This window comes from Nonlabens sp. Ci31, from assembly GCF_012974865.1.
Lineage (GTDB): Bacteria > Bacteroidota > Bacteroidia > Flavobacteriales > Flavobacteriaceae > Nonlabens.
This window is the reverse complement of the sequence record NZ_CP043633.1, coordinates 45,241-59,413: the sequence shown is the minus strand read 5'-3', so window position 1 is coordinate 59,413 and position 14,173 is coordinate 45,241. Positions and strand designations below refer to the sequence as shown.

The window sequence follows — 14,173 nt, the reverse complement described above, 5'->3', positions numbered from 1 at the left end:
CATGACTTTAGAACAATTCTTAACTGCTATCTTATTTAAAGACCTTGATTACAAGGTTACTGAAGAAGGAGTGCAGGTATTCTCATCAGACGCTTTTAGAGAGGTTATTGAGAGAAGTATGAAAAATGGAGTAGGTATTTATCGCGTACTCGTATGGAAAAATGATGAGGTAGAGGAAATCCTTACACACGAGCAATTTCTTAAAAAAGCAACCGACTTAAGATGGGCCAAATCTGCTTATTTTAAATTTAGCCGAGAAGACGCCACTTATGAATTTAGTGGAGAGTTCAAAGTATCCGAAAAATTATTGGAACGGGCAGCTTTATTTGTTCCTAAGGTCAAGAAAAAAGACGAAGAAGAGGAGTAAATATTCCATCTCATATATAAACAAAAAATCCAGTTTTTTAAGCTGGATTTTTTGTTTTAAAGGAACTCGTCCACAGACTCCGGTTCCTTGTACTACAAGTTATTATTTCACAATATCTCTCATGATCTTTAAGTGATGCTGGGTGTGAATCGCCATAAACTTAATCGTATCCATACGATTTAAATATCCAAAAAGGGGATGTTTAAAGTTTTTATTTTCTGCTAAGTTGTTGAGGTCTTTTGTTGCGTTTTTAATTTTATCAAGGTCAGAAAGTAATTTTTCTTCTGAGATCCCGCCCTCAGGTATGGTTTGCTTAGGTGCGCGACCTTTTCCTCGCGGAATGAAGCCTGTATTCATGATTATAAACTTAGGCAGCGAGAATTTAGGCTGGTAATCTTCTGGATTAGAGTTGGTCAAAGTTTCTGAAATACCATTTAATACCTGTAAGCTGTGATCCAGATGCCAGTAAGTACCTTTATCAGAAACCTTAAGGTTAAGTTGATCGCCTTTTTTGATAAATGAGGTGACTTCGGCTAGTTGTTGATTTAATTTAGAAGACATAATAAAGGAATTACAGAATTATTAATACACTTTTAAAATCATCACGTCTTGATCTTGAAACCTAATGACGGTACCTTTTTTTTTACCTTTCAATGCTTGACCTATAGGAGAAGATAGGGATATCGCAAAACAGTCCGTTTCATTCACAGAAAGTTTACCCATTCCAGCAGCTACATAGAATAACCCAGAAGGCAATATCACCAATGCTCCAGGTTCTACCTGATGGCATTCCTTATCTGGATCGATACGTAGCAACTGATCGAGGATTTTAGAAGTTTCAGCACGTTGTCTTTTGTATAACTCTTCTTCATTTTGAATCATGGCTCTGCCTGTTTCATACTTATCTCCGGCACTGCTTTTTGTTTCATTGCGCTTAGCATCCATTAAAGAATCTAGGTTTTTTTCGATAGTCGTTAATCGATCACCCACAGTTTCAAGACAGTGTGTATTGATGGTTTTTTTAAATTCTGGGTAATTGATCATATTCATAAATGTACTATTGTGGTAAATATAGAATAAAAAAAGTCCCACCAAAGAGCGAGACTTTTTAAAATTTTGTAAGTGTTCGAGTTACAGAGGTCGTATCACAATATCTATTTTATGAATGACTCCATTAACAGCGGTAATATCTGTAGCGGTTATGTTTGCTTCTGTCATCTGTTCATCAGTTATTAGAATGCCAGACGTGGTGTTTATGGAAAAGGTTCCTGTAGTGATAGGGTCAATGACAACTCCATTGCTTATGTTTCCAGAGCGTATGCGATCGTTTCCTACAACATGATATAATAAGATATCGGTAAGATTGGTAAGGTCAAGAATATCTTGAAGGCTAGTAAGACCGTCCATAGGATCTAAGTCTACTAAATCTTGAAATCCATCGTCTGTAGGAGCAAAGACCGTAAATGGATCTTGCATGCTTGCATCTGTATTGGATAAAGTGATTTCTAGTCCTTGTTGTAACAGTGCGGTTTCTAAATTGCTAAATTCTGGATTTGCAGCAACGAGAGTGATTACAGTAGGTAAGTCTAACACCTTATCAATCATGTGAACCACACCATTGTCTACCTCAATATCGGCTTGGGTTACCGTGACACTGCCGTTTAATACAACTGAAGTAGTAGCCTCTATAAATAAATCTAATGCTTCTACTTCTTCATCCTTCCCTAAGGTTTTTATATAACCAGTATTTAATAATTCACTAGTCACTTCAATATTGAGAACGTGGTAAAGTAAAATAGCTCTTAAATCTGCTATAGGAACTGCCTCAATATTTGCAAAACCATTTTCAGTAAAATACTGATTAAAAGCTGCATTATTAGGGGCAAAAACGGTGTAGGTTCCTTGTGAATCTAAGGTTGCGTCCAGTCCGGTTCGTATCAACGCCGTATTGAGAATACTGAATTCGGAGTTGGTTTCTGTCAAGTCGTAGGCAGAGTTATTAGGATCTATAATATTCCCATTATCATCTGCATCTTCACAAGAGGTATATAGAACGGCAACTATAGACAATAAAGCAATGGTGCATTTTTTAAAAGTAGTATTCATTTCTTTTTCTTTTCAACTTACAAAATAACGAAAACAAACTAGTTAAATTGTCTCTAAACCTTTGAAAAACTTTCCATTTATTCATAGACAAAATACCTAAAGCTATAAGAAAAATCTAATAGATTCAAAACCCTAATCGACTGCTCTTATCGTATTTTTGCAGTATGGCAAAAGTAGTAGTAGGACTTTCTGGCGGCGTGGACTCTAGCGTTGCCGCATTTTTATTAAAAGAGCAAGGTCACGAGGTCATCGGTTTGTTTATGAAAAACTGGCACGATGATACCGTAACTATAAGTGATGAGTGTCCGTGGTTAGAAGATTCTAACGATGCGATGCTGGTCGCAGATAAGTTGGGCATTCCATTTCAAACGGTAGATTTAAGCAATGAATATAAGGAACGCATAGTAGATTATATGTTTGACGAGTATGCTCGTGGACGTACACCTAATCCTGATGTGCTTTGTAATCGAGAGATCAAGTTTGATGTCTTTATGGATATTGCCTTAGAACTAGGTGCTGATTTTGTCGCAACAGGCCATTATTGCCAGAAATCAACCAGCATAGAAAACGGTGAAGAAATTCATCATTTGATAGGTGGTGAAGATGCAAATAAGGATCAAAGCTATTTTCTTTGTCAAGTTTCTCAAAAGCAACTCGCTAAAACACTTTTTCCAATAGGTCATTTACAGAAACCTCAAGTGAGAGAAATAGCCGCTTCCCAGAATTTAATTACAGCAGGAAAAAAGGATTCTCAAGGCTTGTGTTTTATAGGAAAAGTACGACTACCTGATTTTTTACAACAGCAATTGCAACCTAAGGCTGGCGATATCGTGGAGATCGATGTACAGACCAGTCGCGAGAAGATGCTAGAGCTTGTTCCTGTGGAAGATGCTGGCCGAGATAATGAATTGGTGACGCTTTCGCGAAAGCGTAAATACCATCCAACAGAAGGAAAAAAAGTAGGGACCCATCAAGGAGCACATTATTTTACGCGTGGGCAACGCAAAGGACTCGCCGTAGGTGGGACACCAGAGCCGCTTTTTGTGATAGAAACTGATGTGAATACCAATACGATTTATGTAGGTCAAGGAAAAAATCATCCTGGATTATACAGGCGTGGTCTTTTTGTGACAGTTGCCGAAACGCACTGGATCAGAGAAGATCTAGAGATAGAAGTAGGAGGGACTCTAGAAGTAATGGCCCGTATACGTTACCGTCAGACTTTAGAGAAAGCGACATTGCATTGTGTGGAAAATGGACTCTACGTTATTTTTGATGACGAGCAAAGTGCCATTTCTCCGGGCCAGTTTGTAGCTTGGTACCAAAATAACGAGTGTTTAGGTTCTGGGGTAATTGCTTGATAAAATCAAGAATAAACTCCAACTCAATTTTAACCAGAAAGCTCTTTACAAAGGAATATTAACCCTCTCTCCTTTGGAGAGATCAGAGAGAGGCTTAGGGTGCTAGAGGTTATATCCAAACCTAATTTTTAATCAAAAAGCTCTTTACAAAGGAAAATTAACCCTCTCTCCTTTGGAGAGATAAGAGAGAGGCTTAGGGTGCTGGAGTTTATACCCCAACTCAATTTTAATCAAAAAGCTCTTTACAAAGGAAAAATTAATCCTCTCTCCTTTGGAGAGATAAGAGAGAGGCTTGCGGTGCTAGATTTTAGTCTTAATAGTTTTGTGATAGAAATCATGTAACTTTCAAGCTATGAAAAAGGTAGTGTTTTTTTTAATTATCGGTATGGCAAGCATATCTAATGCCCAAGATTTTCACGCTTGGATTTACTTTGCTGATAAACCTAATGCGGTAGCGTCACTTAACAACCCTCAGAGTATTTTAACTCAAAGAGCCCTAGACCGCAAATCGAGGCACAACATCCCTATTGACGACAGAGATATGCCTGTGAATCAAGCTTATGTAGCACAAATTAAAGCGCAACTGGGAATCAGTTACAAAGCACAATCTAAATGGTTCAATTGTGTTCATGTAGTAGGAACAACAACAGCTATTGACGCACTAGCAAACCTTGCTTTTGTATCCAGTATCGATTATGCAGACCCTACAAAAAGTACTTCTAGAAGCTATGAAGATAAGTTTGCTCAGACGGTCACCACACCACTGGCATATGGTACGGCAACAAATCAAATACAAATGATAGGTCTGGACGATTTGCACAATACAGGAAATGCAGGAGATGGAATGTTGATCGCCGTGACCGATTCTGGTTTTCCTAATGTAGATGTGAATACTGGTTTTGCTCAATTACGCAATAATAACGGAATCGCTGGTGGCTGGGATTTTGTGGATCGAGATGCTACTATTTATGAAGATCATTATCACGGGGCAAGAGTATTGAGTGTTATGGCAGGAAATGAACCGGGTAATTTTGAAGGAACTGCACCAGATGCGCGCTATCATTTATTTAGAACAGAAGAAGCCTTACAAGAAACTCCAGCCGAAATGTCTTATTGGGTGCAAGCCGCAGAGCGTGCAGATTCTCTTGGTGTGGATGTCATCAATGTTTCGCTAGGTTATTTGGGTTTTGATAACACTGCAGAAAGTCTCGATTATCAAGACATGAACGGCACAACAGCCTTTATTTCTCGAGGAACTAATGTTGCTTTTGAAAAAGGGATTATAGTGGTTACCAGCGCAGGAAATTCCGGTAATAGCAATCTTCATCCTTACAATTCTGCCCCAGCAGATGCCTTGGGTGCATTTTCTATAGGTTCTGTGACTGCCGCAGAAGTAAAATCAAGTTTCTCTAGTACTGGACCTACAGTAGATGGTCGTATTCGTCCTGATATTGCCGCTCAAGGAAGCGCCACGGCAACCATAGACGAATCTGGTATTCTGGTAGCTACCAGTGGCACCTCTTTTAGTGCTCCTTTAATTAGTGGATCGGTAGCTTGTTTGATGCAAGCCTTTCCCAACCTTACGCCTCAACAAATAGTCGATGCCGTAAGAGCCAGTGCTAATCAAGCCATGACTCCAGATAATTTGTTGGGTTATGGAATTCCTGATTTTGGAGCCGCACAACAAACTTTGAGCACGACCAGTCTTAACGATCAGGATTTTATTTATTATGTACAAGACAAACAGTTGATTTTCAATACCGCTCTAGGCGAAAACGCCACCTCTTTCCAGCTTTATAATTTACAAGGGCAACTGGTCTTTGAAAAGGCATATAGTCGAGAAGGTTTCATCGATCTCAACCAAGTAACTACTGGGTTGTATCTATTTAGAATCGATCATAGTGAGAAGAGTTATAAGGTAGTCATTAGGTAAAATTGCTCCTTTCCTAAGCACCTGCATTTGACGATTGTAGTTTACGAAATGAGAGGAATGCATAGGTGGGCAAAGTGAGTGAAACGATCTTTGATTGAAAAGTTAGAAAGGTGCCGTAAAAATAAAACAACTAAGCATTAAATTCAAGCACCGCAAACATCCTTTGTCTTGTGGACTTTTCGCTTGAGGAAAAACCATCACATGTACCTACTGCATCAGGATAAAAAAATCAGAAGTACCGTTTTCCCTTTGAGGTGATGCGCTGAGTTCGTCGAAGTGGAAAATAAGAATTGGGTGTTTGCGTTGTTTAGAGAATTGATAAAATTCCATTTTAAAGAATATAATTTTTAACTTTCTAATAAATAAAGTATTCACCTGTAAATCTCCTTTAATTCGATCCGTTTTAAACAATGCTAAGACACCTACTTGGCGTTTCAAATCCCACACCTCATTTAAATAAACGTTTAAAACCTTCCTCAGTCCAAGCATTTCCTTTCAGACGAAGGCAAAACAAGTGGAGCAACTTGTTGCCAACCAAAAGGGTTTGACACGATGCTCTTACCTAAGCATTCTTCCTTAAATTTGCATCAAGTTTAAATTCAAGTAAGAACCTTCATGCCACAAAATCCTATCACAAAATTATTCAATATCAAATACCCCATTATTCAAGGCGGGATGATCTGGGCAAGTGGTCACAAACTAGTCACCGCAGTCAGTAACGCTGGCGGATTAGGTTTAATAGGTGCTGGATCTATGTATCCAGAGGTATTGAGAGAACACATCCAAAAAACTAAAGCAGGAACAGACAAACCTTATGGTGTAAATGTTCCCTTACTTTATACCGATCTAGAAGAAATTTTAGAAATTATCATTGAAGAAAAAGTGCCGATTGTTTTTACAAGTGCAGGAAATCCTAAGACCTACACAAAACGATTAAAAGATGCTGGTATCACTGTAGTTCACGTAGTGAGCTCTGTAAAATTTGCCTTAAAGTCGCAAGAAGCAGGAGTAGATGCAGTTGTTGCTGAAGGTTTTGAAGCTGGCGGACATAACGGTAGAGAAGAGTCGACCACGTTGACCTTAATACCACAAGTAGCAAAAGCAATTGATATTCCGTTGATCGCTGCTGGAGGAATTGCTACCGGTCGAGCGATGCTTGCAGCTATAACTTTAGGAGCAGATGCCGTACAAGTAGGAAGCAGATTTGTCGCGACAAATGAAGCAAGCAGTCACATGAACTTTAAAAAGGCGGTTGTAGAGGCGGGAGAAGGAGCAACACATCTGACATTGAAAGAATTGGCCCCAGTAAGGATGATGCGCAATAAATTTTGGAACGATGTTCAAGAGCTCTACAAAACAGCCCCAACTCCCGAAGCATTAAAAACACTTTTAGGTAGAGCAAGAGCAAAGAAAGGAATGTTTGAAGGGGATATGAATGACGGCGAGTTAGAAATAGGACAAATCTCAGGATTGATAGACGACATTATTCCTGCGGCTCAAGTGGTAGAAGATATGGTTGCCGAATACGAAGAGGCTAGAAAAGAACTTCTAAATAAATCTATTCATGGCTAGAGTACAAACGGACCTAGAAGAGGTCTGGAATGTAATCACGCACGGGATTGGGTTTCTTCTTTTTATAGTGATAAGCATTGTATTATTTGCAAATGCAGACTGGTCTATGGAGTATATGTTAGCGGCACTTTTGGTGTATTGCGCATCACAACTTTTCTTGTATTTCTCTTCAACTGCTTATCACAGAGCAAAAGAAGGTGTTTTAAAATTTAAACTCAGAAAGTTAGACCACATTTCTATTTATGGTTCTATTGCAGGAACCTACACGCCAGTTTGTTTGATTACTTTAGAACAATCTAGTGGTTGGTATATTCTAGCAGCTGTTTGGGGAATCGCTTTATTTGGAACCATATGGAAGTTGTTCTTTACAGGAAAGTTTGAAGCCTTCTCAAGTGTCTTGTACTTGGTGATGGGATGGATGATTGTCTTTGACCTCCATACTTTAAGTGATGCATTCACTTATTTACAAATGAACCTCTTAATCGCCGGCGGTATTTTTTTTACGGTAGGAATTGTATTTTATGTTTGGAACAAACTCTATTTTAATCATGTGATCTGGCACCTATTTGTATTGGGCGGTAGTTTGAGCCATGCAGCAATGGTTTGGTTTGTGGTGGTTTAGAAATTTAGTTTATTTGGATTTTGTCTGTTGGAGAAGAACTTCAAAATATGCACATTGCCATTAATTACTCCAAAATATATAGAATTATAGGTTAAAAGAATTGCTTTATGTGTTTTCTTTTTGGAATCAATTATTGGGAATTGATCTGGGTTCGATTCTAATTGTATGAATATACCCTCTAACTCACTCTGGATTTTTGAAGTAACAAAACGAGCGAATTACGTTAAATTCTCTCGTGTTTGCTCAAGATCTTATAGGGATTTTGGAGACCGGATAATCAAACTACCAACTTCTAATTAGTTTCAATGCTTCTTCGTGAGTGTGAAACCATCTGGCTGCTATGTCTTAAAGAGCCTCATCTAATTCCTTTTCAAGATCAAAATCAGTCTCATAGATGATTTCTGGTTCTTTAACTGTCTTATTATCTTTTAAAATCTCTAATATGGAGTTTAAAAGAGAAACATCATCACAGTTCTCTGTTTTTTCAATGAGTTGTATTTTCGGAATATCGATTTAGTTTTGCACGGCTTTAATATGCAGGATTTTGATTGTAATTAAAAAAAACAGTTTGTTTTAAGGGATAGCAGTAGGGTTCCAATTAATGATCGCCTGCTGAGAAGGTAGGTATTCTATCTAAATCATCTAGGAGACTTTAGAATTATATAAAGATCTTAGAAGAGAATCTTTCACTTACAATACAAACCCCAATACTCCACCCAAAACCATCACCACAATCTTAGCCAGATTAAATTTATGTGCTTCACTAGCTTCTAGAATAAGAGTGGTAGAAACATGAAGAACAATTCCAGCAACTATAGCTTTGATGGGTAGCATAAAATCTTGAAGGAACTCCAGGTTTCCAGCAGCAAGACTTCCCAAAGGTGACATCGCTGCAAAAAACAATATAATAAGGACCGTATTCCACCTAGTGTATTTACTCGATAGTAAAAAGGAAGTAAAAATAAAGGCAATAGGTATTTTATGAATTGCGATTCCATAAATCATACTCGTTTCGCCTTGTAATGGCATTCCTTCTAGAAATGCATGTAGGCACAAACTCCCAAAAAGCAAGTAAGGAAAAACAGCCACTTCTTTATGGATGTGCAAATGACCATGCTCAGCTCCTTTAGAAAAGAACTCTAGGATAATTTGCAAGAATACCCCTCCCATAAGGTAAGCGCCATAAGTACTGTCGCCACTTTTGTAAATCTCAGGTAAAAACTCACTAGCCACCGCACTCAATAAAAAGGCTCCTGAAAAAGCCAGCAGCAACTTCACGCGGTTTTTAGATTGTGGTTTGACCAGTAGTGCCGCAGCAAAACCCAATAAAACAGCAAGAAAAGGTAGAAGTAAATTCATGTTTTGAAGTTATGAGTTTAGAGTTGACCAAGACTGATTTATGCCTATGTAAAATATTAGTTGACATCCCAGAAAATTTAGCTCTTGATTTTTAATTTTTTAATTACAGTTAATTCCAAATTTGTCAGGGATCGGCTTGTTCTATCGTAATTTACTTTTCCAACGCTTACTGTAAAATCCACTATTGTTATTCCAGAAAATATAGCTCGATATTCTTCCATTAACATTCATAGCTAATTCCAAATTTCTCAGGGAGCGGCTTGTTCTATCGCAAAGTTATTAAATAGAGTTTTACCTCATCCCTCATCCCACATCCCTAATCCCTAATACCTATTCTTCCTCTTCCTCACGAGCTCTTACCTTATGCAATTTCTTCGTTCCTTTATACATTTCGTATTTCACAAGCTTAGCCTCTATCTTACCGTTGTACAATTGGATCTTGCGAGAAGGACGTAAACCGACAAATTTCAATGCATCCAGATTTCCAGTAATCATCCATGCGGTAGAACCGGCATAACGCTGCTTTAAGGTGTCACCTATCTCTTTGTAAAATTCTTCCACATCCACAGAAATACGCTCATCATAGGGCGGATTGAACATTAAAAAAGCACTCGCACTTTGATGATCTCTAAAAAAATCTCCTTTTTCTACATTAATGAAATCCGTAAGATTGGCATTTTTTATATTTTCTACAGCTTTTTCTATGACATAACCATCAGCATCACGGGCGATAATTTTACCGTCAAATTCGCGCATTTTCTTTAAACAACTCGCTTGAATGTTTTCAAAAAGCTCATTGTCATAATCAGGCCATTTTTCAAAACCAAATTCATTACGGTTGATGTTAGGAGCAATGTTAGCCCCTATCATAGCGGCCTCGATAGCAATCGTGCCACTACCACACATAGGATCTATAAATGTAGAACGCTGGTCCCAATTGCTCAATAATATAATTCCAGCTGCCAAAACTTCATTGATTGGAGCCTCATTAGTCATTGTTCTATAACCGCGTTTGTATAAGGGTTCACCACTAGTGTCTAGTGACACGTCTACATTCTGGTCGTTAATATGCACTGATATTCTTAAATCAGGATGTCTGGTATCCACATCTGGTCTTTGACCTGTATTGCGACGTATTTGATCTACGATTGCATCCTTGGTTTTCAATGCCACATACTGGCTGTGATTAAAATATTGAGAAGCAATTGTTCCATGAACTGCGAGTGTATCATGATGTGTAAGATGCTTCGACCAGTCGTATTGATAAATCCCATCGTAAAGATCGACTTCATTGCGTGCTGTAAAGCTATAAATAGGTTTTAAAATCCTGATAGCGGTACGCAACATCATATTTGCTTTATACATAAAGCCTTGGTCTCCAGTAAATTCCACCATGCGCACACCACGTTTTATGTTTGTGGCACCCAGTTGTTTCAGTTCTTGTTCAAGTACTTCTTCTAGGCCAAAAATCGTTTTGGCAATCATCTTAAAATTTTGGGACATCATCATGGAATTTGATCGACAAAATTAAGGTATTTTTGCGGTCTATGAGCAATCTAAACACATCAGATCAGTGGTTCGCCAGTTGGTTTGATACGCCTTATTACCACATCCTATATCGAGATCGTGATTACACGGAGGCTGGAGCGTTCATGCAGCGCCTTAGCCAGCGATTAAAGTTGGATGAGAATGCTCATATTATGGACCTCGCCTGTGGTCGTGGCCGTCATAGTATGTATCTCAATCAACTGGGATATCGTGTTACTGGAGTTGATTTGAGTGATAGTAGTATCGCTTTCGCGAAAGCGGAATTAAGAAAGTCCTCATCGCGAGTATCAAATAATGAAGAAAGCAACAGCTTAAATCCTATCGATGCTTCTCGTATCGAGTTTCATGTGCACAACATGACGCGTGCTTATGACCAGACTTTTGATGCTGTTTTTAACCTTTTCACTAGCTTTGGTTACTTTGATGACGCCGCTGATAACTTAAGGACGATCAAGGCTATTAAAGAAAACTTGAAACCAGGTGGTTATGGAGTGATTGATTTTATGAATGTGAGTTACGTGATTAAAAATCTAGTAGCACAAAACTCTAAAACGGAAGCAGGTATCACCTTTCATAATTCCAGGCGTTTTGAAAATGGTTTTATATACAAAGAGATAGAATTTAGAGATAACGATCACGACTACCATTTTACCGAAAGAGTAAGTGCCTTAACCTTAGAGGATTTCCAAAGGTATTTTGCAGCTGCTGGAGTAGATCTTATAGAGGTTTACGGTAGTTACCATTTAGAAGACTATGATCAACAAACTTCAGATCGTTTGATTATGGTGTTTAGGAATTGATTCCAGCATCTTGTCAAAGCCTTTTGGTTCTCAGCATAGCGGGAGTAACCCGTTTTCCATTGGTCTGAAGGGAAATGCTTTAATCGAGAGTTTTTACATTTTAATATAAATATTTAAAATTAAGAGAACTAGGGTGTTTAGGTTTTTTCAAATAGAACATGCATTAAAAGATCTTAGCAGAGTATTGATTATGTAATTTTAAAGCTTCCCGCTTTTCTCAAAGGGAAAATTTAATTTGTGTACGAATTAAATAAGAGGATCGTAGCGCTAAATTTTGTTTTCGTTTTTTAAACGCTTTAAAATGCTGCTAATTCTAGAGAAGGTTTCCATCTTCTTTCAACCTTTCCGACCAAAGCTTGCTGAACTCGCTTAGCCCCATTTTCATTTTTTAAGGAAAAGAGCTTTTAAAGCTTAATGTCATGCCGCTGCATAGCGGCATCGCTTTGCTTTTTATCAAAAGTCAACTTGATGGAGTTTCCCTTTTGGAGAAATGTCTGCTAGGACGATGGGGCTGTGATGCTAGAACTTTCTATAAAGCTTTTTCTAAATCAACCCAGCCATTTGCTCCTGCAATTCCTTTGCTTTAGCTCTCGCAGCTTCAGCATAGTCTTTGTCTTTTGAAGCGTAGATGATACCGCGAGAAGAATTTACTAATAATCCTACCTGATCATTTTTACCATACTTTACTACTTCTTCCAGACTGCCTCCTTGTGCACCTACGCCAGGAACTAATAAAAATGCATCGGGAACAATCTTACGTATTTCTTTTAGGTACTTAGCTTTTGTAGCGCCTACTACATACATTAACCTGTCGCTATTGTTGTATTGCGCAGCGGTTTTAAGGACTTCTTGATACAGTGGTGTTCCATCTACCGTTTTGGTCTGAAAATCATAGGCTCCTCGGTTGGATGTGAGTGCAAGAAGAATAGCAAATTTATTTTCAAAAGCCAGAAATGGCTCTACAGAATCTTTACCCATATAGGGAGCAATCGTGACACTGTCAAAATTCAAATCTTCGTAAAATGCTTTGGCATATCGAGTAGAAGTATTTCCTATATCGCCACGTTTGGCATCTGCTATGCTAAAGTGATCTGGATAATTCTCGTTGAGGTAGTTACTGATTTTTTCTAAAGCGATCCACCCTTTTACCCCATAAGCCTCAAAGAATGCTGTATTGGGTTTATAAGCTACACATAAGTCGTGAGTGGCGTCGATAATCGCTTTCGCAAAAGCAAAAATAGGATCTTCTTCCTGTAATAAATGAGCGGGTACTTTTTCTAAATCTACATCCAATCCTATGCATAGGAAGGATTTTTTCTCAAGTATTTGGGTGGTAAGGTTTTCTAAAGTCATTTGTATACTTTGCTGCTATGCTCCGTTATATGTCGTCATCATTCATCTGTAACTTCTCGGTATTATCTACCAGTCGAAGTTCATCAATGATTTTTTGAATATCACCATTAATGATATTATCCAGGTCATACAACGTCAAGTTGATGCGGTGATCTGTAACGCGACCTTGTGAATAATTATAGGTTCTAATCTTGGCACTACGGTCACCCGTACTTACCATGCTTTTGCGCTTTTCAGAGTCGGCTGCCATTTTCTTTGCTAGTTCGATATCATATAAACGAGAACGCAATACTTTGAGGGCTTTCTCTAAGTTTTTATGAGAAGACTTTTGATCTTGACAACTTACAATCATTCCAGTAGGCTCGTGGTGTAATTTAATGGCAGAGTAGGTCGTGTTTACCGACTGTCCCCCAGGACCAGTAGAGGTGGTGCGCTCTATACGTACCTCAGTCATGTCTAGTTCTAAGTCAAATTCTTCAGCTTCCGGTAATACCATAACCGTTGCAGCACTGGTATGCACACGTCCTTGAGTTTCCGTTTGAGGTACGCGTTGTACACGGTGTACGCCAGCTTCAAACTTTAAAGTCCCATAAACGTCATCACCATTTACTTCCATGATGATTTCTTTATAACCACCACTAGTTCCATGGCTCGTGTCTACGATACTGGTACTCCAGCCTTTACTAGAGCAATACTTTTCATACATTCTAAAAAGATCACCAGCAAAAATACTCGCTTCATCTCCACCTGCACCAGCACGTATTTCCATCACGGCATTTTTAGCATCTTCTGGGTCTTTAGGAACCAGCATCATGCGTATTTCCTCCTCTAGTACAGGAATAGCTTCTTTAGCTTCGTCCAGTTGCATTTGAGCCATTTCTACCATATCGGCATCGCTACCGTCAGATATAATGTCTTGTGCTTCTTCTAGATTTGCCGTAAGTTCTACATAAATCTCACGCTTGTCCATGAGTTTTTTAAGATCTTTATATTCTTTGGTAAGTTGTACATATCGTTTTTGATCAGATATTACATCTGGCTGTATGATCAAGTCATTCACCTCGTCAAAACGATTTTTTACAATATTTAATTTATCTATCATGGTCTAATTCAAGTCCTGCGAAAATACGGAATTAACCGTTAATTTTTCGG

At 38.4% G+C, this 14,173-nt stretch carries 13 protein-coding genes; 6 read left to right on the top strand and 7 right to left on the bottom strand.

Annotation, left to right across the window (positions count from 1 at the left end):
• Position 1: 1 nt before the first annotated feature.
• Positions 2-367 carry a hypothetical protein gene (locus F0365_RS00290; protein WP_169931811.1) on the top strand — a complete coding sequence of 122 codons (366 nt, stop codon included), beginning with the start codon at positions 2-4 and terminating at the stop codon, positions 365-367.
• A 102-nt stretch (positions 368-469) separates the two neighbouring features.
• Here the strand turns inward: F0365_RS00290 and F0365_RS00285 are convergent, their stop codons facing one another.
• From F0365_RS00285 to F0365_RS00275, 3 genes are all read right to left on the bottom strand, one after another.
• A complete protein-coding gene (locus F0365_RS00285; protein WP_169931810.1) occupies positions 470-928 on the bottom strand; it encodes a hypothetical protein in 459 nt (152 codons plus the stop codon).
• A gap of 21 nt (positions 929-949) precedes the next feature.
• Entirely contained in the window at positions 950-1,411 is a 462-nt protein-coding gene (locus F0365_RS00280) for a GreA/GreB family elongation factor (RefSeq protein ID WP_240961768.1), read from the bottom strand.
• An 87-nt stretch (positions 1,412-1,498) separates the two neighbouring features.
• Positions 1,499-2,473: a fasciclin domain-containing protein gene (locus F0365_RS00275; RefSeq protein WP_169931808.1), complete on the bottom strand. Its 975-nt coding sequence runs from the start codon at positions 2,471-2,473 to the stop codon at positions 1,499-1,501.
• Positions 2,474-2,637: 164 nt separating this feature from the next.
• On the opposite strand from F0365_RS00275, the gene mnmA reads away from it, so the two are divergent.
• The 4 genes from mnmA to trhA all read left to right on the top strand — a co-directional run bounded on the left by mnmA (position 2,638) and on the right by trhA (position 7,961).
• Positions 2,638-3,834: a tRNA 2-thiouridine(34) synthase MnmA gene (gene mnmA, locus F0365_RS00270; RefSeq protein WP_169931807.1), complete on the top strand. Its 1,197-nt coding sequence runs from the start codon at positions 2,638-2,640 to the stop codon at positions 3,832-3,834.
• A gap of 352 nt (positions 3,835-4,186) precedes the next feature.
• Entirely contained in the window at positions 4,187-5,767 is a 1,581-nt protein-coding gene (locus tag F0365_RS00265; RefSeq protein WP_169931806.1) for a S8 family serine peptidase, read from the top strand.
• A gap of 615 nt (positions 5,768-6,382) precedes the next feature.
• Positions 6,383-7,339: an NAD(P)H-dependent flavin oxidoreductase gene (locus F0365_RS00260; protein ID WP_169931805.1), complete on the top strand. Its 957-nt coding sequence runs from the start codon at positions 6,383-6,385 to the stop codon at positions 7,337-7,339.
• Positions 7,332-7,961 carry a PAQR family membrane homeostasis protein TrhA gene (gene trhA, locus F0365_RS00255; RefSeq protein ID WP_169931804.1) on the top strand — a complete coding sequence of 210 codons (630 nt, stop codon included), beginning with the start codon at positions 7,332-7,334 and terminating at the stop codon, positions 7,959-7,961. Before F0365_RS00260 ends, trhA begins: the two co-directional genes overlap by 8 nt.
• 690 nt (positions 7,962-8,651) lie before the next feature.
• On the opposite strand, the gene F0365_RS00250 is transcribed toward trhA, so the two are convergent.
• Together F0365_RS00250 and F0365_RS00245 are read right to left on the bottom strand one after the other, a co-directional pair.
• A complete protein-coding gene (locus tag F0365_RS00250) occupies positions 8,652-9,320 on the bottom strand; it encodes a ZIP family metal transporter (protein WP_169931803.1) in 669 nt (222 codons plus the stop codon).
• 330 nt (positions 9,321-9,650) lie between these two features.
• On the bottom strand, positions 9,651-10,805 hold the full coding sequence (locus F0365_RS00245) for a class I SAM-dependent RNA methyltransferase (RefSeq protein ID WP_240961766.1): 1,155 nt from the start codon (positions 10,803-10,805) through the stop codon (positions 9,651-9,653).
• Positions 10,806-10,867: 62 nt separating this feature from the next.
• On the opposite strand from F0365_RS00245, the gene F0365_RS00240 reads away from it, so the two are divergent.
• Positions 10,868-11,668: a class I SAM-dependent methyltransferase gene (locus F0365_RS00240; protein ID WP_169931802.1), complete on the top strand. Its 801-nt coding sequence runs from the start codon at positions 10,868-10,870 to the stop codon at positions 11,666-11,668.
• 543 nt (positions 11,669-12,211) lie between these two features.
• On the opposite strand, the gene pyrF is transcribed toward F0365_RS00240, so the two are convergent.
• Positions 12,212-13,021: an orotidine-5'-phosphate decarboxylase gene (pyrF, locus tag F0365_RS00235; protein WP_169931801.1), complete on the bottom strand. Its 810-nt coding sequence runs from the start codon at positions 13,019-13,021 to the stop codon at positions 12,212-12,214.
• A gap of 25 nt (positions 13,022-13,046) precedes the next feature.
• On the bottom strand, positions 13,047-14,123 hold the full coding sequence (prfA, locus tag F0365_RS00230) for a peptide chain release factor 1 (RefSeq protein WP_169931800.1): 1,077 nt from the start codon (positions 14,121-14,123) through the stop codon (positions 13,047-13,049).
• Positions 14,124-14,173 lie beyond the last annotated feature (50 nt).